The organism is Synechococcus sp. MIT S9503 (assembly GCF_047304175.1).
In the GTDB taxonomy this organism is placed as follows: domain Bacteria; phylum Cyanobacteriota; class Cyanobacteriia; order PCC-6307; family Cyanobiaceae; genus Synechococcus_C.
The window spans coordinates 2566339-2587531 of record NZ_CP138955.1 but is presented as its reverse complement, the minus strand read 5'-3'; the positions used below and the strand labels follow the sequence as shown (position 1 = coordinate 2587531).

The following is a 21193-nucleotide window of genomic DNA, read 5'->3' as shown; positions in this document are numbered from 1 at the left end:
GTCCCGATGACAATGGCGAGCTTTTTTGAAGCAAGCCGAGGTACATGGCTCAACCGCCGTGTTGTCCATCATCTTGATTGCCAGGATGATGAAGCCGCCGATTCAAATCTGATCATTGAGCCCTTTGACCAACATGATCCAGCCATTGCAAAAGTATGCGCTGCACTGAATGTTGATTCCAATGATGCGGCTGGTGGCGCAAGATTCTGGTGGGAAAGCAATCTGATGAAAGAGGCGCGCAACGATGATTACGCAGCTGTTGTTGTTGATGCCCCACATCCGGAAAATCCACGCCAGGGTTTCTTATTAAGAGACGTTGGTTATGTTGAGAAGAAAGCTGTTGTTAGCACCTATTCATTTGCCGACGATGGAGTATTAACCATCAAAACCCGCTACGACACCAACATAGGTGTTGAACGATGCTGGTTTGTGAATGACCAGATCAGAATGCGTGTGAGTTCTGTGCAGTTTCTCAACGGTGTTGCCATGACCACCTATTGCACTGAATTTCGTTGCCCAAGTGAAGCCGAAATTCATGCACTTTCGTTAGCCACAAAAAGACGAGCTGACCAAACACCCCCAAATTCAGTGGAGCTGAACCGTGTTTGACCCTTTTCTCAACGAACTTCATCAGGGCATCGAAGCCAGGGGCGGCAAACCCATTGAGGTACCTCAGGGTTTGGAAGAATGTCATTCAGGCAAGGGAACCAGTGTGATCCGCAGCTGGCTCTGGCAGGTGCCGAATTTTCGTCGTTGGCGTGTGACCCGTCTGGATGCGGGTGAAAAGCTGCAGGTTCTCAATTCAGTCGCCTACCCCGACTACGACCTTGACCACCCGCTCATGGGTGTTGACCTGCTTTGGTTTGGTGCTCGTCAGAAACTGGTTGCCGTTCTCGATTTTCAACCGCTCGTTCAGGATTCGGATTATCTCGATCGATACTTCAGTGGTCTTAAACAACTCAACAGGGATTTCCCTGAGCTGAACGGAGAGGAGACGATGCGCTCCTTTGACCCAAACCAATATTTCTCCTCCTGGTTATTGTTCTGCCGCGGAGGTGCTGATCAAGCTGAAACCTCCTTGCCAGCAGCTTTCAGTGCTTTTCTGAAGGCTTACTGGGCACTTCACGACCAGGCACTCACGAGTGATCCACTGATGCCATCCGAAGAAGTGAAGCGTCTGCAGGACAACTACGACGTCTACAGCGCCGAACGAGACCCTGCACACGGTCTTTTCACCAGCCACTTCGGCAAAGAGTGGTCCGACCGGTTCCTCAGCGAATTCCTTTTCCCAGCATCAGCCAAACAATGAGTTCAACCCGAAGCAACAGCCTCGATCCTGTTGCCATTGAAGGCTGGAGCTGGCAGCCGTTCCTCGAGGATGCCGTCGATCGCCTTCGGCCGATGGGGCTTGAGCCTTATCCGGTGAGCGATGAGTTTCTGTTCAAGCAGGACCAGACAGGATCAAAAACAAAACCCACCACTGTGACGACAGCCACCTGGGCCTGTCGAAGTGAAAAATTTCGCCAGGTGAGAGCAGCATGCGTCTGCGCCGGGGCATCCGCATCGGTTCTGAACTTTGTCATCAACCCTCTCCCCCGTTACGACCTGCCGTTTTTCGGTGGAGACCTGGTCACTTTGCCCTCAGGTCATCTGCTGGCACTTGATCTTCAGCCGGCCGACAAAAGCGATGAGAAGCACACCAACCATGTGTGGGAGAGGCTGATGCCGATCTTCGACCGCTGGCGCTCGGAATTGCCGGACGGAGGTCCCATTCCTGATGAAGCCAAGCCGTTCTTTTCGCCAGGATTTCTTTGGACAAGACTGCCATTGGGAGAGGAAGGGGACAAAATCATCGCGTCCGTGGTGCGTCCGGCCTTCAACGACTACCTCAAGCTGTACCTCGATCTTGCTGCAGCCGCTGTGCCTGTTTCCGATCAGCGCAGGGATCATCTTCTCGCTGGTCAACGGCGTTACACCGACTACAGAGCAGAGAAAGATCCTGCACGAGGCATGCTGACGCGCTTCTACGGCAGTGAATGGACCGAGGCCTACATCCACAACGTGCTGTTTGACCTCTGAAAGACGGCTTCAGGCTTTGAACAGCCAAAGCCCTGCTTTGACAAGGGATTAAGCATTATGAACAGCAATCGGGTGCGCTTCGACCACTTAGCGAGAATCAGCCTTGACCCCGACGGGACTTTTACGATGTCCCTCCGGTGTCTGTGACACCCATTTAGACGCTGCCAAGAGGAGTTCCAAATGTTCGACGCCTTCACCAAGGTTGTCGCCCAGGCCGACGCCCGGGGACAGTTCATCAACACCAGCGAGATTGATGCTCTCGCCGCCGTCGTCGCTGACAGCAACAAGCGTCTGGACGCCGTGAACCGCATCTCCAGCAACGCCTCCACCATTGTTGCGAATGCTGCGCGTGCTCTGTTTGCCCAACAGCCTGCACTGATCGCCCCCGGTGGCAATGCCTACACATCCCGTCGCATGGCAGCGTGCCTCCGCGACATGGAGATCATTCTCCGCTACGTCACCTACTCAGTGTTCACTGGTGACGCCTCCGTGATGGAAGACCGTTGCCTCAACGGCCTGCGCGAAACCTATCTGGCCCTTGGAACACCAGGAGCTTCCGTGGCAGCAGGTGTCAACCTCATGAAAGAAGCTGCCCTGGCGATCGTCAACGACAAAGACGGAATCACCTCCGGTGACTGCGCTTCCCTCAATAGCGAGATCGGTACCTACTTCGATCGTGCCGCGGCCTCTGTCGCCTGATTGAAATAGCCCCATTTTTCGCTTAAACCCTTCTTCATCATGAAAACTCCCCTCACCGAAGCAGTAGCCGCCGCAGACTCTCAGGGTCGCTTTCTGACCAACACCGAAGTGCAAGCCGCTTCTGGTCGCTTCACGCGCGCCAAGGCCAGCCTTGAGGCTGCCAAAGCCCTCACCGCCAAGGGTGATGCTCTGGTTAACAGTGCTGCACAGGCTGTGTATACCAAGTTCCCTTTCACCACTCAGATGGAAGGTTCAAACTATGCCTCAACCACTGAAGGCAAAGCCAAGTGTTCAAGGGACATCGGCTATTACCTTCGAATGATCACGTATTGCCTGGTGGCTGGCGGAACCGGTCCCATGGACGACTACCTCATTGCCGGTCTTGCTGAAATCAACCGCACTTTTGAGCTCTCTCCGACCTGGTACGTCGAAGCCTTGAAGCACATCAAGGCCAACCACGGGCTTTCCGGTGATGCAGCAACCGAAGCCAACAGCTACATCGACTACGCCATCAATGCGTTGATCTGAACAGTACTCATCGCACATATTTTCAAAAGCCCCCGTTTGGGGGCTTTTTTATTTTTATAGTCTTCCAATGAAACCTTCTCTGCAACGATTTCTGGACCTGCTCTGCGGGGAGTACAGCAATCAACAGCAGGCCCTAGACAACCCTCCGTTATTTGCTCATATTTTTCTGAGATATAAACCAATAGAACATCTCCAGCCAGGGTCGATTCTGCTTGAACAAACCTATGCTGTTGACCCTGAACATCCATACAGACTGCGAATAATTCGAGCGGAAGAAATCGAAAATGGAGTCATCAAACTCTGGAACCATCTTGTTCGTGAACCAACGCGATACAGCAAAGCAACCTCTGAACTGAACCTACGAAAGCAAATCAGAGAGACTGATCTGATCCCAATGGATAATTGTCATTATCAAGTCATGGAAAAAGAGGATGGTTATTACGGAGCAATTGAGCCTGGCTCCCAATGCATCGTGAATCGGAACGGAAAAGAAACGGTTCTTGTCAGCTCGTTTCACCTGAATGGAGAAACACTCTTAACTCTTGATCGCGGCCTGGATCCTGTAACCAGTGAGCGATGCTGGGGCTCGATTGCAGGAGAATTTCGATTCAAAAAATCTGAATCCTGGGAGGCAAAATGGAATGGATCCTCTTGAAAAACATCGTCAGGATGCAGGCGTCTCGGAGACGCACAGGTCTGAAAAGCCACCCTTAAGCTGGTTCTGATGATCCGATGCTGAACAATCAAAACTTGATCCCAATCAATTCAACACAATCAGCGATTGAAGCTCTTGATCACGACGACGCAGGTATTCGATACCACAGCGCTTGGTGGCTGGGTAAACACAGAGCTGTCGAAGCAGTCGCCAAGCTGATTGAGTGCCTGCAGGATGAAAGAGAGGTGACCTCTTCCGGTGGATATCCATTAAGAAGACAAGCGGCACGCTCGCTGGGAATGATCAAAGACAAAAGTTGCGTAGATGCGCTCCTTGAAACACTCAAGACCAACGATGTTCAACTACACGAAGCAACGCTGAGAGCATTGATCGAACTTGACAGTGATCAATGCGCGCGTTCACTCATTGTCTACCTCAATGAAGATATTCAGAACAAGCCCATCGAAGCCCTTATAGAAGCCCTGACTCATCATCATATTTGGGAGGTTGCAGAACAAATCAAACCTTTCCTGGAATCAGATTCTGAAAGAATTGCCAGCTCAGCCGCGTCATACTTTTTCATCCTCACAGGCGAGCAAAAATATCTCGAAAAAATTACTTCACTCCTCAACAATAACAACCGCTTCGTAAGACAATCAGCCGCTTTTGATCTTGCGCGCATTGGAACCATTGAGGCAACCGAGCCAATCCTGTCGGCAAAAATTCCAAATAACATCAAAATGCACGCCATCAAAGCAATCCTTTCCGAGTCACTCAAGCAATCAGACGGCGAGGATAGCTTCAATAATTCTGAGGATAAAGATTCACTCCATTCTCTTTTCAAAACGCTTGATGAATTGGCAAGAGAGAACTTTGCAGGTAATTTACTGATTGAGCAAAGTACGCAGATATCACCCAAGCCAGACAGTCAAATCGTCTCCAAGGAAGAGATTCTCTCAACTGCATTCTCAAAGCTCAAATCGCCGTCATTGTCAGACCGCGAAGAAGGCATACAAGAGCTCACTGGAAGTTCAGAGAGTGTTAGAGCCAAATTACCTGATTTATATTTTTCAGAGCCAGACCAAGACATCCGCATGGGACTAATCAAAGCCATGTCCGAACTCAGAGACATTGCCTATGTCTCTGCATTGGTTGATGCAATTGGAGTCGAAATCGGCAACCATTGCCAGGGCAACATACGACGTATTGCCGCCTGCGCACTGGGAGAGATTGACTGGAACCAGCAATTCGATTGCCAACCATTTTCCATCGCGGTGGATAAATTAAGCTGGACTTTGCAATATCCGGATGACTGGGGACTGCGCTACAGCGCTTGTATCGCCCTGGAAGGAATCGGTAACAGCAAAGCCCAAGCTCTTTTACTTCAAATAAAACCAAAAGAATCGGATCCAGTCATCTCAAGTCGTATCGATATCGCCTTATCCAGAACTAACGAAACCAATTGCTTTTAAGAACCTTTTGTTCACTGACTTCCCACCATTTCGCACCACCAAACTCTTCGATTCCAGACTCCAGGATCAATGAAACTCTTGTTCGTTTGCCTTGGCAACATCTGCCGTTCACCTGCCGCCGAAGGTGTGTTTCTGCATCTTCTCAATCAACGAGGACTGAACGATCAGTTCATTGTTGACTCGGCAGGCACCGGCAACTGGCACGTGGGACATCCTGCTGACCGTCGGATGACTGCCGCTGCCCAGCGCCGAGGGATTCATCTACCTAGCCGGGCACGCCAGATCGAACTCGATGACCTGGAAGAGTTCGACATGGTGCTCACCATGGACGATGACAATCTTGAGACCGTTGCCGGCCTGGCCCGCGAAGCAGGCAAAAAGGCCACGGCCCAGATCAAACCAATGCTCAGCTACGGCAGACACCACAACGAAAGCGAAGTTCCGGATCCTTATTACGGCGGGGATGCCGGCTTCGATCACGTGCTTGATCTGCTCGAGGATGCCTGTGAGGCATTGCTCGATGAATTGACCGACAGTGACCGCAAGTCCAGCGGCGAAAACTGAGATTCGATCAGCGTTCAGGAATCGGCCAGACCTCTTCAGCCACACGCTCACGGAACAGATCTTCAAGAGCATCAATCACAGCCTCGATGCTCTTCCCATCAGTGATCAGCTCCATGGCATCCTCCGCCTGCACCAGAGGTGCAATCGCCCTGGTGCTGTCCAGCCTGTCTCGTTCAACAATCTGGTTTTCGAGTTCGCTGAGTGAAGGCACGGAATGTCCCCGAGATTGCAGATCGCGGGCCCGTCGCCGGGCCCGCTCCGCGGGAGTCGCTGTCAGGAACACCTTGAGTTCCGCATCAGGGAACACAGCCGTTCCGATGTCGCGGCCTTCTGCGACCAGTCCACCCTGCTCGCCCAGTCGCTGTTGTTGGCGGGTCAGCAGTGCTCTCACACAGGCATGAGCAGCGACCTTTGACACCGAACCGGTGACTCGGGGATCGCGGATGGCTTCGGTGACATCCCTGCCATTGATGCAAACGGTCTGCACCCCATTTCGCAGCGGCGAGAGATCGACCTCCAGTCCGTCGAGAAGCGTCTCAACCGCCTCGGCACTGGCTGGATCTGCTGCATGCTCCTGAACCCACAGGGTCACTGCCCGGTACATGGCACCGGTGTCGAGGTAGAGCAGTCCCATGCGTTCAGCGAAGGCCCTGGTGACCGTGCTCTTACCGGCACCGGCAGGACCGTCGATGGCAACGATGGGAGAACGGGTCATGACGAAGATGTGATCGATCAGGCGGGTTGAGCCACAGCGCACAGCAATCGCAAGCAGTCGCAGAGACTGCTCTGAGGCTGGAGGCTGCAGTGTTGATGGATCCACAACCTCTACATACTCCACCTCCAGTCCGGCATTTTCGAGCTGATTGCTGAGGCTCTTGAGAACATCATTTTGACCAGACCGGCCGCACTGAAGCTCTGTTGCTGCACCACGCAGAGCGACTTGGATTGAGGACGCACTGCAACGCTCCGACGAGATCAGATAACGGTTGCGTGAACTGGCAGCCAATCCGTCCGGCTCACGCACGGTTGCAAATCCCCTCACCCGCACCGGCAGGCCAAGGTCTGTCACCAACCGCCTCAGAATGACGAGTTGCTGCCAGTCTTTTTCGCCGAGCCAGAGCTGCCTTGGCTGAACCAGCGCCAACAGGCGACTGACAACGGTGCAAACTCCATCGAAATGGCCTGGTCGCGAGGGACCACACAACCCCGACTGCAATGTTGATGGTGCCTGAAGCCTCCATCCCGAAGCGACCCCCTCCGGATAGATCTGATGGTCATCAGGACACCAGAGTGCTGCTGCACCCGACCGCTGAGCCAGAAGACAGTCAGCTTCCAATGAACGGGGATAACAATCAAAATCCTCCCCCTCACCGAACTGCAGAGGATTGATATAGACACTCACAAGCACTGAACCTTGCTCAGCGCATCCGGCAACCGCCCTGCTGATCAGACGAGCGTGCCCCTCGTGCAGACCGCCCATCGTGGGAACGAAATCCACTGGACCGGGCTGCGATGCAGACCAGGCAAGGAGATCAGATCGAGTTCGAAGGATGCGAAGACTCAGCGAAGCACCTCAAGGCGGACTTCTGCGATGCCACTGCTCATCAACCCCAGTTCACGCGCAGCACCATGAGCCAGATCAATCACCCTGTCCCCTGCGAATGGGCCACGGTCATTGATACGAACAACGGCTCTGCGACCGTTCCAGAGATTGGTCACACGAACCTTTGTCCCGAAGGGCAAAGTGCGGTGAGCGGCTGTCATCGTGCCCGGTCTGAACACCTCACCGTTGGCGGTTCGATTGCCGTAAAGGCCTGGCCCGTACCAACTCGCTTCACCCGAATGCGTTGAGATGACAACCGGTCCAGCAGGCTTGAGCGGTTGAGGCGGTGCAGGTGGCGCAAAAGACGCAGGCTCGGTGATGGCTGTGACCGGAGCATCCGGTGTAACCCTGCCGTTTTCGCTGCTTTCAACGGCAGCAACCGGCTCCATGGGCAGCACCAGATCAAGGGGATCTGTGATCTCAAAACCATCGAGATCTCTGGCAAGAACCGGGTAGAGAGCCAGACCTGTCAGCGAGAACCCGGCTACCGCTGCAATGGCAGGTGAAAAGCGAGCCATAACGTTGGGTCAGACAGCGGAGAGAGAACAGCTTTTGACTGAACCGCACTAAGAAAGGATCCGCTGGGACCAGAACACTCGAAGTTCACGCGAACGTAAAAATCCCCGTCCGCTTCCGGAAAGGCTGTTGAGAACGCAGAAGCACAAGTCTGTGGCTGGAAAGCTGCCACGAAAGAGTGTCGTGACTGGGCTGCGAAGGCTCCGCCCATCAAGACCATCGATCAGCTCAGCTAATTCCGGCCACAAGCCCCGCTGATCACGGCGGGGTCGGTGAATGCTGCGGCACAACCGCAAGGTCTGAGGGTCTGCTCGCGAGGGGAGAGGATCAGGGCAGAACTACTGCAGCTGATGGACTACCGAGCCGCCGGTGTGGACGTGGAAGCCGGTCGGGCTTTCGTGCAGAGGATCAAATCCGGCGTGGAAGCCACGCATCGCCCTGAGGTGGTCGGTGGCCTGGGTGGCTTCGGAGGCATGATCCGACTGCCTCAGGGGCTCAAACGTCCACTGCTGGTTTCAGGAACCGACGGGGTCGGCACCAAGCTGGAGCTCGCCCAGGAGCATCACAGCCATCACAACGTTGGAATTGATCTGGTCGCCATGTGCGTCAACGACGTGATCACCAGCGGCGCTGAACCTCTGTTTTTTCTTGATTACATGGCCACTGGAGCCCTGAGCCCCGATGCGATGGCCACAGTTGTTGAAGGCATTGCCGATGGCTGCCGGCAGAGCGGCTGCGCGCTGCTTGGGGGGGAAACCGCTGAGATGCCAGGTTTCTACCCTCCTGGCCGCTACGACCTGGCAGGTTTCTGCGTCGCTGTCGTTGACGAGGACGCCGTTATCGACGGCAGCCTGGTTCAGGTCGGCGATCGCATCCTGGGAATCAGCAGCAGCGGCGTGCACAGCAATGGCTTCAGTCTGGTGCGCAAAATCCTCGAGGCGAATGGAGCTTCCGCTGAAACACGATTTGGCTCGGATGATCAGCCTCTGATCGAGGCACTTCTGCAGCCAACCCATCTGTATGCAGAACTCGTGAAGCGATTGCTCGCATCAGACACTCCGATTCATGCGATGGCTCACATCACGGGTGGAGGGATTCCCGAGAACCTGCCTCGCTGCCTGCCGGAGGGCACGATCGCCAGGGTGGATGGGAACAGCTGGCCACGTCCAGATCTGTTCACCTGGCTTCAGTCCCACGGCGGAATCAAAGAGCGGGATCTCTGGCACACCTTCAATCTCGGAATCGGCTACTGCCTGGTGCTTCCTGAGCCAGCCGTCAGATCGGCCCTCAGCCTCTGTGAAAAGCAGGGATTCCGCGCATGGCAGATCGGGGAAGTTCTCGCTGCGACTGACCAGAGCAACACGCCAGTGCTTGGACTTCCGGCCTGATCAAAGCCCGCGTCCAACAATCTCCAACAGCTGAACGCCGAAGCGCACTGTGGCCATGGAGTCCCGTTATTCTCCGAACAGACAGATCGATCAAAAATCGATCAATGCGTCGCGACATACGCCCCAGTAAGACATGCCATTTGATAGGCCTCAGCGCACAACCCGACGCCGCTCATCGGCAGGTCCCACCCCGCCGAGGCGTCCAGTTGGCGCCGGGTATGAGAAAAACGGAATCCACCGACAGGGCGGAGCCAGACCGACATTTCTCGCACTGAAGGACCACGGCAAGGTCTTCGTAGCTGATATGCCCTTTCTCTCTGACGGTCAACTGGCCAATATCAGCAAGGAAGCCGGGGAGGTTCTGCTCAGCCTTGAGAGACGCATCAGCGAACTGGAGCAGGTGCAGGGTGACAGAGACACGCTGATCAAAGCCTGCACGAAGCGTGATGTCACCCATCGCTTCCTGAGGGCGATTGAGGATGAGCAGCAGCAGCGCCGCGACAATCCCGCCATCCGCCGTGCAGCTGGAGAATCTCTACCGCGCACATTTCTGGAGATCGCACGGCACCGTCTGCCCGGAGCAACCTTTGATTCTCTGCTTCAGGAAGCCCTTTCAGCCTGCGAGCAGTCGACGGAAGAACCTGCGGCCAAATCCAAACCGCCGCTCAAGGTTGTAACCCTGCCACCACAGGCATCATCGCTGCCTGTGGTCGTCAGCCCAGATCCGGAACCCAGTGATCAGGCGCTCTGAAAAGGATTGTCCGGCATGCGAACCGGACACTCCAGACTGAGCCTGTCGAGCTGAAGACACTCTTGTTCGGAAAGCATCCAGGTGAGTGCCTGACGAGCATCCTCAACCTGGGCCGGTCTGCGGAAGCCGGGGATCGGACATGTTCCATGAGCCCGACACCAGTTCAAGGCCACCTGGACCTGACTCACCCCTCGATCCTGGGCCATCTCAGCCATCGCCTGACGCAATGGACGTGATCCAGGCAGGAGTCGACGAAAGAGACCCGAGCGCAACAGCGTGGTGTCACCTGGAGTCCAGTCAGGGCGGCGCGCCAGCACTCCCAATGCAAGTGGGCTGTAGGCCAGCACATCAACACCGAGACTTCTGCAGGCGTCAAGGATGCCTCCAGCCTCAAGCGGTCCTGGGGCCAGCAGTGAGAACTGGACCTGCACGCTGACCAGCCGCACACCTCGGCTTGCCAGATGATCGTGCAGAAACCGCAGGCGCTGGGGACCGATGTTGGAGACACCGAGCTCGCGGACTTCACCCTGTTCCACAAGATCAGCGAGGCCGTCGAGCAGCGGACGCTCCTGCCAAGGGGCATAACGGGCTGTGCTCCAGTGCAGCTGGACCCGATCGAGCTGGCCGTTCAGCCGCTGCCGACTGGCGTGAAACGCTTTGAGCAGTCCGCGACGGCCAAGCCGCCAGGGGAAGGGCGCCAACTTGGTGGCCACGACAAGGTTGGCACGTGAAAGCGGGTCCAGTGCTTCGAGACACTGGCCCAGGAGCTCTTCACTCCTGCCGTTCAGGCGACCTGTGCCGTAAGAGTCGGCCGTGTCAACAAGCTGGAGCCCTGCACCAACGGCGGCAGCGAATGTCGCCTTCAGCTCTGGATCGTCTCTCTCTGGGCGATAGCCCCAGAGCAGCTGGTTGCCCCAGGCCCACGTGCCGAATCCGATTCCTGTCACAACGCCGAGGATCGCTGCACGCCATGATCGCTTCAGTGCGGTCCTCGCGATGTTGCTACCCGTTGCCGAGACAGCTCCCAATCGGGGAGAGGAGGCCGGGGCGCGGGATTCAGCGAGCCCCTCCGGAGAGGATCGGGTGCTCTGCAACCACTGTGGTCGTACCGCCAGAAACGGAATCAGCTGCATCGGCATGTGCGTGGCCGACAGCGACTATTGATGCGATGTGCTTTCCATCAATTGTTCGCGAGGGTGCGATCGCATCGGTTCTGATCGCTGGGATGGTCATCGCACTGCCAGTGCATGCCGCGATTGAAGCCTTCACGGGTCGACATCAGACCATCAGCCGCAACTGTCGCTTCACGCCAATGACAGGCAAACGGCGTGACTGCAAACTGATTCAGATCGATGGCAGGACAGCCACGATCCTCAGCCTGCGCTTCATTGGTGATGGAGAGCGGCCCGGTTCCAGTCAGAGACTCACCTTCGTTGTGTCGACATTGTCAACTCCTCCCCTCCTGAGCTGCAATCTGGGCATATGCCAGCTGAGGACTGGCGACTGGGAAGGCAAGATCAACGGTGTGTCCGAAACGAACTACGACGTTGATGGGCTTGCTGAAGGTGTGCCGAATGCCTGGGCCGTGAGACAGGGAAACTGCAGCGTTCAGGCTGGACGCATGACCTGCCGTGCCGAAGTTCCAGGAGGAGGACAGATCAGTGCAGAAGCAGAACTCTGACGACCTGGGCCAGGTGATGAATACAAAGGCGGCACCCAGATTCGAACTGGGGATAAAGGATTTGCAATCCTCTGCCTTACCACTTGGCCATGCCGCCGCTCGGAGCCGAACCGCTCCAATGGCGGATCGTATCAGCGAGACCGCCCCGGCTCTGCTGGTGATCAGCAACGGCCACGGTGAGGATCTGATCGCGCTGAAAATCATCGAGGCGCTGCATCGACTGCAACCGGCCTGGACGCTGAAGGTGCTGCCCCTCGTGGGTCAGGGCAGCTGCTTTGAGGCCGCTGTGGAACGAGGATGGGTTCAGAAAATCGGTCCTGGCGCCGGGCTTCCCAGCGGCGGATTCAGCAATCAGAGCATGGGAGCGCTTCTCTCCGATCTCATGGCTGGCTTGCCTTTACTCACCTGGAGGCAATGGGTCTGCCTTCGGAAGGAGGGTCGAACCAGTGCCGGGATTCTGGCGGTGGGAGATCTGCTGCCATTGCTGATGGCATGGAGCACGCGCAGGAGGTTCGGATTCATCGGCACTCCGAAGAGTGATTACACCTGGACCAGCGGCCCCGGGCAGGCCTTCAGCGATCGTTACCACGCCCTGAAGGGCAGTGAATGGGATCCCTGGGAGTGGCATCTGATGAAGGGGCGGTCATGCCGCCTGATTGCGATGCGTGACCGTCTCACCGCGAGGGGGCTTCGTCGCCACGGAGTCAAGGCGACCAGTCCGGGCAACCCGATGATGGACGGTCTTCGGCTGTCTACACCTCCAGCCAGCCTTGAGCGCTGCCGGCGGATTCTGCTGCTCTGCGGCAGCCGGATGCCGGAGGCGCTGAACAATTTTCGCCGCCTGATCCAGGGCCTGATGCAGATGCCAAGCCCCGTGCCGCTGGCTGTGCTGGCAGCCCTTGGCTCCAGTCCTCATAGGAACGAGCTGGATGAACTGCTATGTGGCCTGGGATTCCGCAGCTGCCCAGCTCCGAGCACTGCCCTTGAAGCTGCGGAGTGCTGGGTCCGAGGGCCAGTGATGCTGCTGATCGGACCCGGCCGATTCCAGCAATGGGTGTCCTGGGCCGAAGCGGGAGTCGCCACTGCCGGAACCGCCACGGAACAGATGGTGGGGCTTGGGATTCCAGCCCTGTCACTGCCGGGTCGAGGCCCGCAGTTCACTCGCGGATTCGCCCAACGCCAGAGCCGGCTGCTGGGTGGCGCCGTGCGCACCTGTGAATCAGAGCAGGCGCTGGGTCGACGCCTCGCCCAACTTCTGAATGACCCTTTGCTGCGACAGGAGATGGGGCGTATGGGGCGTCAGCGCATGGGCCCTGCCGGCGGCAGTGAAGCCATTGCCCGCGCGGTGATCAGCCAGCTCGCACCTGAACGCTGATACTGGGTTTCTCTTCAGAACGAAGGATTTCCTTCCCACCGCCATGGCCGCCATCCAGGACCGTGACTATCTGAGGCTTTGCGCGGAACTGGCCAGTGTGCTCAGCATCAGCCAGGCCTCCGCTCGCAGGCGGGTCGACCAGCAGGCGGCCCAGGGCGGTGCTCGGGATGTTGAGAGTCGAAAGGCCGTGGCCACAAGCCTTCTGGAAGCAGCCAGAACACAACAGGGCCAGCGATCTGCCTGCAAAAACCTGGATACGCTGCTGGAAGCTGACCCCAAGGACGAGCACTTCATGCTTGAGGACTGAATCAGATCAGTGCTCGAAGGTATTGACGAAGCGGAAACGATCCAGATCTGAGATCACAGCAATGCAGGCGAAGCATCGCTGCGCCAACTCCCAGCGTCCCTCGCGCCGCAGCATCACCTCCAGCTGGCGACGTGCGGGAAGCAGAAAACGGACATCATTGGCCGCATAGGCCAGCTGAGTGTCAGTCAACTCATCAACCCTTCCCCAATCACTGCTCTGGGCCTGCTTATCCAGCTCAACACCCACCAGTTCCATGACCAGATCCTTGAGGCCATGCCGAGGGGTGTAAGTGCGCGCCAGCCGACTTCCGACCTTGGTGCAGAACACAGGATTGACCTGAATCGAAAGCCCGGAGGCCAGCGCCGCCACATCAAACCTGGCGAAGTGAAACACCTTCTCAATCTCCGTAGATTCCATCAGAGCCCTGAGACGAGGGGCCTCCGTCTGCCCGAGACCAATGCGAACGCAGGCAACCTGGTCCCTCTCGTCGCAGATCTGTACAAGACAGAGTCGGTCACGGCCATGGATCAGACCCATGGCCTCGGTGTCGACAGCAAGAGCCTTCGCCTGCGCGTAGCGGTCGTACCAGTCCTGATCCAGATCTCCGTCAAAGACTGCGAAGGCGCAGGGCTCACTTGGAATCTCAGCCATGACAAGAACGCAAGAAGTTGCAGAACAACGCTCCCACTCTGGCCTCAGCAGGTGATTCAGCGAGTTTTAACTGGGCGCTTGAAAATCAGAACGAGACCGGGTTAGACAAAATCGAGACAGCTTGATTCCATGCTCACTCAACGCAAACCAACGCGCTCCTGCCTGGCTGACATCGAACACTATTTCCGGCAGCCACCCCCGCTTTTCCTTGATCTCGAACTGGCGGTCTGCTGGGTTCTCGACTGCCTGCTGAAGAACGACAGCTATCCCTCAGGACTGCTTCAGCGCCTTCAGAGTGACCATCCCAAGCTGCGACTGTCCGAAACGGTGCTGCATCAGGCCGTCGACTTCCTCGAGCAGCAGGAAATGCTGGACTGCTACACCAAGCGCTGCCCCAGCAGAGGGCGCCCACGCCGCATGCTGCATCTTCACCAGGACGCCAGGGGGCAGGCCGAACGACTGATGGAACCCTGGGGCCGCTGGCTGCATGAACATGATCCACTGACCACCTAGAACAGACTCACTGTTCAGGCGGCAGCGGATGCCATCCCCCCAGACGTCCACCCTTCTGCTCACTGGATTACTGGGGGTCGGCCTGTTCTTCTTTCTGCGTGCCGCCAGCAAGGACCGAACCACTGTTGTGGAGGTTCGATCGCCGCGGCCTCCTGTCGAAGTGCTGAATGGGCTCGACAGCTGGTTGAAGCAGCGGGGGTGGAGCCAGCAGGGTGGGGACGCCGAGCGCTGCCTGCTGGAGTACAGGGGCCAGGTGGACAGCAGCACCCCCCTGGCGGTTCTGCTCTCTCTGCTTGGAACCGTTGGAGCCTGCAGCCTGGGACTGGTTGTGCGCCAGATGAACCCGTCCCTGAACTGGTGGCCTCTGCTGCTCGCAGCCCTGGGTCCGCTGGCCGGCTGGATTTACATCCGTCGCTCCAAACGCGTTGAGGAGATTCAGATCCGACTGATCGAACCGGACGCAGGCAATGGCAGCACACTTCGTCTGAGGGCCCACCGCGATGAGCTGATCGCCCTCGAGCTCGCCCTTGCCGATCCGCTGGAACTGGCGAGCGACGGAGCATTGCTGTCATCACCGATCTGAACGCTCTTCGAAAACGACTAGGCCTGTCAACCGCCGTTCTCGCCGCAGGGCTGATCGTGTCGGGTGTGATGGCAACCTCCGCAAAGGCACCTGTCCCGCAGGAAGCAGACCCCCTGACCGGGGTCAGAGTTGCCGCGCCAGTGGACTGGAAAGGCAGAAAAACAACCCCGGACAATCTGGAGATCCTTGTTCTCGCAGGACATGCCGACTCACAGGGCATGGAGGGGGCAGGGACATCCGGCGCAGCCGTTGACCGTGGAGGAGCCCGACCCATGGATCCACGCATGCGTGATGAGCTGTTCTGGAATCGACGCATCCGCGACGCGGTGGCGAGGACCGGCCAGCAACGCGGACTGCAGATTCGTTCCTACGAACCGGATCAACTCACGATTTCCGATGAGGATGATCCACGCACAAACTGGTCGGAGGGGCGCCGCCATCACGATGCAGGTGGCTACGCCCTTGAGATTCATTTTGATGCTTATGGCAGACACGGCTTCGGATCAGGGCTGATCCCCAACCTGCGCAGTCCAGCAACGAGGATTGATGAGAGCCTGGCCTTGAATTTCGGGCGCTATCCCCTGAACTTCAGGGGCGGGCTGGGCGCTCCACGACGAGGCATCAGCATTCTGGAAATCGGCAAGCTGGAGGGGCAGCTGGAACAGAAGCTGCGTGATCCGAGAAGCCGCAATGCGGTTGTCTCGGCGCTGGCTCTTCGGATAGTGACCGCCATGGAGCTGGGCATGGCGAAAGCACCAGCCAGTCGTTTGCTCAGTTCACCGCCTGATGCGGACGACAGCGCTCCTCAAGGGAGGGATCGTCAAACCAGTGCTGAGGACGGGTGAACAGGTCGGTGAGCAGAGCTTCGCGGGACCCCTCCTGTGCCTGGTAGCCGTATTCCCAGCGAGCCAGAGGCGGCAGAGACATCAGAATCGATTCAGTGCGGCCATTGGTCTGGAGGCCAAAGATGGTTCCCCGGTCCCAGACAAGGTTGAATTCGACGTATCGGCCCCGTCGATACAGCTGGAACTGACGTTCACGGTCGCCGTAGGCGAGACCGTTGCGCTTCTCGACGATCGGTGTGTAGGCAGGAAGGAATGCCTGACCGTTGGCCCGTGCCAGGTCATGAAGCTGCTCCCAGGAAAGCTGGACTGAACCGATCTCGGCAGCTTTTTGAGCTGCAGGCCCTTCGGGATCCTGGCCGCGGTAAAGAGACCCAGAGCCATCCTGATAGTCATAAAAGATGCCGCCGATCCCTCTCGTCTCCTGGCGATGTTTCAGAAAGAAGTATTCATCGCACCAGGGTTTGTACACCTGATAGAGACGCTCATCGACCGAATCACAGGCCTGCTTGTGGGTTCGATGGAAATGACGGGCATCCTCAAGAAAGGGATAGAAGGGCGTGAGGTCAGCACCACCACCGAACCACCAGACCGGTCCCGCCTCGAAGTAGCGGTAGTTGAGATGCACTGTCGGCACAAATGGATTTCTGGGATGCAGAACCATCGAGGTTCCGGTGGCAAACCATGGATGCCCCTTGGCCTCCGGCCGCTGTTTGAGAATTGAGGGCGGCAGTTCCTGGCCGTGCACCTCCGAGAAGTTCACACCTCCCTGCTCGAAGATGCGCCCTTCACGCATCACCCGGGAACGACCACCGCCTCCTTCAGGTCGATCCCAGCTCTCCTCCTGAAACCGCCCCACACCATCAATCTTTTCCAGGCCTGAGCAGATCTCATCCTGGAGACCCATCACCAGAGCACGGGCGCGCTCGCGCGACTCAGCAGGTGGACGCTCTCCGGAGACAGCCGACTCAGGCGGCGAGAGCACTGTCCCGAGCATCCGGCCCTTCAGACGCTTAAGCAGGGAACGGACCATGGTCAACAGTGTTGTGGAACTCCCGACCATTTCAGCCCAGCGCCGCCTCCGACAAGTCCGTGTGAAGGACTGTCATGGAAAAGCGCCCCTAGGATCCAGCCAACGAAGGTGACGCATGACCACCGCGGAACAGGCCACTCAGGCGCTCAGCGACCTCCGCGATGCCGGCAGTGACCGTTCCCTTTTGGATCTGGGTTGGCTTGATCAGGTGCGCGTGGCACCACCCCGGGCAGTGATCCGGTTGAACCTGCCGGGATTCGCTCAGAATCAGCGCGACCAGATCGTCAGTGGGGCAAGGCAGCGACTTCTGCAGCTGGAGGGCATTGATGATGTCCAGATCGAACTGGGACAACCACCATCGCAGGGTGGCATCGGCCAGGCAGGTCATGGACAGGTCGCCGAACGCCAGTCGATACCGGGAGTTCGCCATGTGATCGCTGTCAGCAGCGGCAAGGGCGGTGTCGGGAAAAGCACTGTTGCCGTGAACCTGGCCTGTTCTCTAGCGGTGCGTGGAATGAGGGTGGGTCTTCTCGACGCAGACATCTACGGCCCCAACGCCCCGACCATGCTCGGCGTGGCTGACCGCACGCCAGAAGTGAGCGGCAGCGGGGACAACCAGTGCATGCAGCCGATCGAGACCTGCGGCGTTGCCATGGTCTCCATGGGTCTTCTGATAGAGGAGAACCAACCGGTGATCTGGCGCGGACCGATGCTCAACGGGATCATTCGTCAGTTTCTTTATCAGGTGAACTGGGGAGAGCGTGATGTGCTGGTGGTAGATCTGCCACCGGGAACCGGCGATGCTCAGCTGTCCCTGGCTCAGGCCGTCCCCATGTCGGGCGTTGTAATCGTGACCACCCCCCAGCAGGTGGCACTTCAGGATGCACGGCGCGGGCTGGCCATGTTCCGTCAGATGAGCATTCCGGTGCTGGGGGTTGTCGAGAACATGAGCGCCTTCATTCCCCCGGACCAGCCCGACCGGAGATACGCCCTGTTCGGCTCAGGTGGTGGCCAGACCCTTGCCGACGCTTTCGATGTCCCCCTGCTGGCCCAGGTCCCCATGGAGATGCCTGTTCAGGAAGGCGGAGATCAGGGCAGACCGATCAGCCTGTCCAAACCCGAATCAGCCAGCGCCAAAACGTTTCTGGCACTGGCTGATCGTCTCTCACCCGTGGTGACCAGCGAAGCCTGATCATGATGTCCGGAATCGGCCTCAGCGGACAAGATCTGTTCAGAAGGTCGAGAAAACGGCGACGACGGGGGCGCGAAGTGGACTGGATCCTCTGGGGAATTCCCCTGGCCATGATCGGCGTGGCTGGAATTCTGATCGCCAGCACTCAGCGTCAGGCTGATTACGCCGACTGGTATCACCACTGGATCACCGCTGGTGTGGGGGTGGGCATTGCACTATCACTTGCCCGGTTGTCGCTGTTGCGACTTAGGCCCCTGCTGATTCCGATCTACGGACTCACCGTGATCAGTCTTGTTGCTGTTCGGATGATCGGCACAACAGCCCTTGGAGCACAACGCTGGATCAGCGTCGGGGGGGTTCACGTTCAGCCCTCTGAATTCGCCAAGTTGGCTGCCATCCTTCTGTTGGCAGCCGTGCTGGATCGCCACCCGGTCGAACGCCCTGTGGATCTGCTCAGACCTCTGGGAGTGATTTCCCTGCCCTGGCTGCTGGTATTCATCCAGCCCGACCTGGGCACGTCACTGGTGTTCGGGGCGCTGCTGTTGACGATGCTCTACTGGTCGGGAATGCCCTTCGAGTGGCTGGTTCTGCTGCTCTCGCCCCTGATCACGGCCCTGCTCGCAGGCCTGTTCCCCTGGGGTCTCGCCGCATGGATTCCTTTCTCTCTGGGAATCGCTTACCGATCCCTTCCCTGGAAGAAGGTGGCTCTGGCCTTGGTGATGGCTGTGCAGAGCGCCGCAGCGCTGGTGACGCCCTGGCTCTGGGAAAACGGGTTGCAGGACTATCAACGCGACAGACTGGTGCTGTTTCTAGATCCCACCAAAGACCCCTTGGGAGGGGGCTATCACCTGCTACAGAGCACGGTGGGGATCGGTTCCGGAGGACTGTTCGGCACAGGCCTGCTTCAGGGACAACTCACCAAGCTGCGCTTCATTCCTGAACAGCACACCGATTTCATTTTCAGCGCACTCGGCGAGGAGATGGGATTCATCGGCACCATCCTCGTGGTCATTGGCTTCGCATTGCTGATGGGTCGACTGCTTCAGGTGGCAGGGCGGGCCCGCACAGACTTCGAGTCACTGGTGGTGATCGGTGTGGCCACCATGTTGATGTTCCAGGTCGTGGTGAACATCTTCATGACGATCGGTCTTGGCCCAGTGACCGGAATCCCGCTGCCGTTCATGAGCTACGGGCGCAGCGCCATGGTGGTGAATTTCATTGCTCTTGGGCTCTGCCTTTCGGTGGCAAGACGATCCAGACGGGCACTGATCCGTTGAAGGACTCCACACCGCTGCTGCAGTCAATCCAGGCCTGCATGGCGACTGGAGTCCCCGCAGGCCAGGCCAGCGATGCCAATGCGAGGAGGCTTTGGTGGGGGGGATTGGAAGTTCTGCAGGATCTGCTTGAGATCCAGGACAACACCGCCGCAGGAATCTGGCTGGCAGCCCCATTGCCGGCTCTATATGCACCTGATCTGCTCCAGCGCTTTCAGGGCTGGGTCTGGGCACCTGAAGCCCTGGATGTGCTGAGCGCAGCCGAGCGTTCAACCCTGCTGCCTCCGGACCCGCTCAAGGCCCGCGAAACCCCTTTCCCATCGGCCACATCCAGTGACCATTTCCAGCGATTGCCTCTGCGTGAATCCGACAGTCACGATCCATTGCTGATCGTGATTACAAGTCAGCTTCAGGTGGCCCTTGCCCTGCACGGCGAGGAAGGACAGCGACAGCTGCTCATGCGCAGCGAACCCGATATTCTCGGCCAGGCTCTGACACTGGTTGAGCAGCGCCTGCGCCTGGATGCGCCGGCACAGGCCGACGGACTCCAGCAGGCGGTTCGTCAACTCGGTCCGTTGCAGAGCAGCAGCGATCTGGCCACACGGTTCTGGCCCCTTCTTTCGGAACGACTGGCGGGGATGGCACCCACGGTCATGCTGCAGACGGCACAGACAACCAAATCCCCACCTCCACCGCCTGAGACGGCCAGCGAACGTGTTGATGAGGATGCGGAGTTGTCTCTGCTGGAAGCCATTACCCATGAGGTGCGCACACCTCTGGCCACCATCCGCACCCTGATCCGCTCGCTGCTGCGCCGCAGCGACCTGCCGCAGCAGGTGCTGAGTCGACTGCATCAGATCGACACGGAATGCAGTGAGCAGATCGACCGCTTCGGGCTGATCTTTCAGGCGGCGGAACTGCAGCGGCAGCCCGACAGCTCTTCAGCTCTGGCCCGCACCGACCTCAGTGCAATGCTCAATTTCCTGGCACCGGGATGGGAGCAACAGCTTCAACGCCGTGGCCTGGATCTAGAACTGAACCTGGAGAATGGCCTCCCACCGGTGCTGAGCGATCCAGGTCGACTGGAGCCCATGCTGGGCGGACTGATGGATCGCTGCAGCCGCAGCCTGCCTGCAGGAAGCAGCCTTGAACTGACTCTGCAACCGGCGGGTGCCCGCCTGAAGCTGCAGATCCTCACTAGAACGCCCGACCAGCTCTCCAAATCCGTTGAAGAGCACGACAACCTCTCCCAGGAGCGCCTGGGACCGGTGCTCAGCTGGAACACCAGCACCGGCGGACTTCAGCTGAGCCAGACCGCAACCCGTCGTCTGCTCGAGCGTCTGGGTGGGCGACTCACCCAACGCCGGGACCGGGGACTGACAGTTTTCTTCCCGATCGCCGATCATTGTTGACTGGTGTGAAGGTCAAGACCCGATCACCAAACCAGAGCCGAATCATTTGCTACTTTCCAAGAAGATCGGCATGCA

Annotated in this window: 24 protein-coding genes and 1 tRNA gene; 19 read left to right on the top strand and 6 right to left on the bottom strand. The window is 58.0% G+C overall.

Annotated elements, in window-relative coordinates; translation table 11 throughout:
- Positions 1-12: 12 nt before the first annotated feature.
- The 8 genes from SIB56_RS13935 (at position 13) to SIB56_RS13900 (ending at position 5997) form a co-directional block, all read left to right on the top strand.
- Entirely contained in the window at positions 13-609 is a 597-nt protein-coding gene (locus SIB56_RS13935; RefSeq protein WP_413324473.1) for a phycobiliprotein lyase, read from the top strand.
- Positions 602-1309: a 15,16-dihydrobiliverdin:ferredoxin oxidoreductase gene (locus SIB56_RS13930; RefSeq protein WP_413324472.1), complete on the top strand. Its 708-nt coding sequence runs from the start codon at positions 602-604 to the stop codon at positions 1307-1309. Before SIB56_RS13935 ends, SIB56_RS13930 begins: the two co-directional genes overlap by 8 nt.
- On the top strand, positions 1306-2079 hold the full coding sequence (locus tag SIB56_RS13925) for a phycoerythrobilin:ferredoxin oxidoreductase (RefSeq protein WP_413324471.1): 774 nt from the start codon (positions 1306-1308) through the stop codon (positions 2077-2079). Before SIB56_RS13930 ends, SIB56_RS13925 begins: the two co-directional genes overlap by 4 nt.
- Positions 2080-2259: 180 nt before the next feature.
- Positions 2260-2778, top strand: a complete 519-nt coding sequence (locus SIB56_RS13920) for a phycocyanin subunit beta (RefSeq protein WP_413324470.1) — start codon at positions 2260-2262, stop codon at positions 2776-2778.
- 39 nt (positions 2779-2817) lie between these two features.
- A complete protein-coding gene (gene cpcA, locus SIB56_RS13915; RefSeq protein ID WP_413324469.1) occupies positions 2818-3306 on the top strand; it encodes a phycocyanin subunit alpha in 489 nt (162 codons plus the stop codon).
- Between the two features lie 67 nt (positions 3307-3373).
- A complete protein-coding gene (locus SIB56_RS13910) occupies positions 3374-3961 on the top strand; it encodes a chromophore lyase CpcT/CpeT (protein ID WP_413324468.1) in 588 nt (195 codons plus the stop codon).
- 77 nt (positions 3962-4038) lie between these two features.
- Complete coding sequence (locus SIB56_RS13905; protein ID WP_413324467.1) at positions 4039-5433, top strand: HEAT repeat domain-containing protein; 1395 nt, start codon at positions 4039-4041, stop codon at positions 5431-5433.
- 69 nt (positions 5434-5502) lie between these two features.
- Entirely contained in the window at positions 5503-5997 is a 495-nt protein-coding gene (locus SIB56_RS13900; RefSeq protein ID WP_413324466.1) for a low molecular weight protein-tyrosine-phosphatase, read from the top strand.
- A 7-nt stretch (positions 5998-6004) separates the two neighbouring features.
- Here SIB56_RS13900 and SIB56_RS13895 read toward each other — a convergent pair whose 3' ends face one another.
- Both SIB56_RS13895 and SIB56_RS13890 read right to left on the bottom strand, forming a co-directional pair.
- Positions 6005-7495 carry a bifunctional pantoate--beta-alanine ligase/(d)CMP kinase gene (locus SIB56_RS13895; RefSeq protein ID WP_413324465.1) on the bottom strand — a complete coding sequence of 497 codons (1491 nt, stop codon included), beginning with the start codon at positions 7493-7495 and terminating at the stop codon, positions 6005-6007.
- Between the two features lie 62 nt (positions 7496-7557).
- Complete coding sequence (locus SIB56_RS13890) at positions 7558-8118, bottom strand: septal ring lytic transglycosylase RlpA family protein (RefSeq protein ID WP_413324464.1); 561 nt, start codon at positions 8116-8118, stop codon at positions 7558-7560.
- A gap of 348 nt (positions 8119-8466) precedes the next feature.
- Here SIB56_RS13890 and purM point away from each other — a divergent pair, with 348 nt between their 5' ends.
- Together purM and SIB56_RS13880 are read left to right on the top strand one after the other, a co-directional pair.
- Positions 8467-9504, top strand: coding sequence for a phosphoribosylformylglycinamidine cyclo-ligase (gene purM, locus SIB56_RS13885; protein WP_413327448.1), 1038 nt, complete (start codon positions 8467-8469; stop codon positions 9502-9504).
- A gap of 133 nt (positions 9505-9637) precedes the next feature.
- Positions 9638-10255, top strand: coding sequence for a histidine phosphotransferase (locus SIB56_RS13880; protein WP_413324463.1), 618 nt, complete (start codon positions 9638-9640; stop codon positions 10253-10255).
- Here the strand turns inward: SIB56_RS13880 and SIB56_RS13875 are convergent.
- Positions 10243-11202 (bottom strand): aldo/keto reductase, encoded by a 960-nt coding sequence (locus tag SIB56_RS13875; RefSeq protein WP_413327445.1) that lies wholly within the window; start codon positions 11200-11202, stop codon positions 10243-10245. The genes SIB56_RS13880 and SIB56_RS13875 overlap by 13 nt on opposite strands.
- A 221-nt stretch (positions 11203-11423) precedes the next feature.
- Here SIB56_RS13875 and SIB56_RS13870 point away from each other — a divergent pair, with 221 nt between their 5' ends.
- On the top strand, positions 11424-11936 hold the full coding sequence (locus SIB56_RS13870; protein WP_413324462.1) for a hypothetical protein: 513 nt from the start codon (positions 11424-11426) through the stop codon (positions 11934-11936).
- Between the two features lie 26 nt (positions 11937-11962).
- Here the strand turns inward: SIB56_RS13870 and SIB56_RS13865 are convergent.
- Positions 11963-12033 (bottom strand) — tRNA-Cys (locus tag SIB56_RS13865).
- A gap of 21 nt (positions 12034-12054) precedes the next feature.
- Here SIB56_RS13865 and SIB56_RS13860 point away from each other — a divergent pair.
- Positions 12055-13311, top strand: coding sequence for a lipid-A-disaccharide synthase-related protein (locus SIB56_RS13860; protein WP_413324461.1), 1257 nt, complete (start codon positions 12055-12057; stop codon positions 13309-13311).
- A 43-nt stretch (positions 13312-13354) separates the two neighbouring features.
- On the top strand, positions 13355-13618 hold the full coding sequence (locus tag SIB56_RS13855; RefSeq protein ID WP_413324460.1) for a hypothetical protein: 264 nt from the start codon (positions 13355-13357) through the stop codon (positions 13616-13618).
- A gap of 6 nt (positions 13619-13624) precedes the next feature.
- Here SIB56_RS13855 and SIB56_RS13850 read toward each other — a convergent pair whose 3' ends face one another.
- The gene (locus SIB56_RS13850) at positions 13625-14269 is read right to left on the bottom strand and encodes a ribonuclease D (RefSeq protein WP_413324459.1); all 645 of its coding nucleotides are present in this window, start codon (positions 14267-14269) and stop codon (positions 13625-13627) included.
- 129 nt (positions 14270-14398) lie between these two features.
- Between SIB56_RS13850 and SIB56_RS13845 the strand changes: the two genes are divergently transcribed.
- The 3 genes from SIB56_RS13845 (at position 14399) to SIB56_RS13835 (ending at position 16210) form a co-directional block, all read left to right on the top strand.
- Positions 14399-14782 (top strand): Pex protein, encoded by a 384-nt coding sequence (locus tag SIB56_RS13845; protein WP_413324458.1) that lies wholly within the window; start codon positions 14399-14401, stop codon positions 14780-14782.
- A 28-nt stretch (positions 14783-14810) separates the two neighbouring features.
- On the top strand, positions 14811-15365 hold the full coding sequence (locus tag SIB56_RS13840; RefSeq protein WP_413324457.1) for a cofactor assembly of complex C subunit B: 555 nt from the start codon (positions 14811-14813) through the stop codon (positions 15363-15365).
- A 68-nt stretch (positions 15366-15433) separates the two neighbouring features.
- Complete coding sequence (locus SIB56_RS13835) at positions 15434-16210, top strand: N-acetylmuramoyl-L-alanine amidase (protein WP_413324456.1); 777 nt, start codon at positions 15434-15436, stop codon at positions 16208-16210.
- Here SIB56_RS13835 and hemF read toward each other — a convergent pair.
- Positions 16137-17240, bottom strand: a complete 1104-nt coding sequence (gene hemF / locus SIB56_RS13830) for an oxygen-dependent coproporphyrinogen oxidase (protein ID WP_413324455.1) — start codon at positions 17238-17240, stop codon at positions 16137-16139. The genes SIB56_RS13835 and hemF overlap by 74 nt on opposite strands.
- Before the next feature lie 115 nt (positions 17241-17355).
- On the opposite strand from hemF, the gene SIB56_RS13825 reads away from it, so the two are divergent.
- From SIB56_RS13825 to SIB56_RS13815, 3 genes are read left to right on the top strand one after another with little or no spacing between them, the layout of a single operon-like run.
- Positions 17356-18432 (top strand): Mrp/NBP35 family ATP-binding protein, encoded by a 1077-nt coding sequence (locus tag SIB56_RS13825; protein WP_413324454.1) that lies wholly within the window; start codon positions 17356-17358, stop codon positions 18430-18432.
- Between the two features lie 2 nt (positions 18433-18434).
- Complete coding sequence (gene rodA / locus SIB56_RS13820) at positions 18435-19709, top strand: rod shape-determining protein RodA (protein ID WP_413324453.1); 1275 nt, start codon at positions 18435-18437, stop codon at positions 19707-19709.
- Positions 19706-21118 (top strand): sensor histidine kinase, encoded by a 1413-nt coding sequence (locus SIB56_RS13815; protein ID WP_413324452.1) that lies wholly within the window; start codon positions 19706-19708, stop codon positions 21116-21118. The genes rodA and SIB56_RS13815 overlap by 4 nt, the downstream gene beginning before the upstream one ends.
- The last annotated feature ends 75 nt before the right edge of the window (positions 21119-21193 follow it).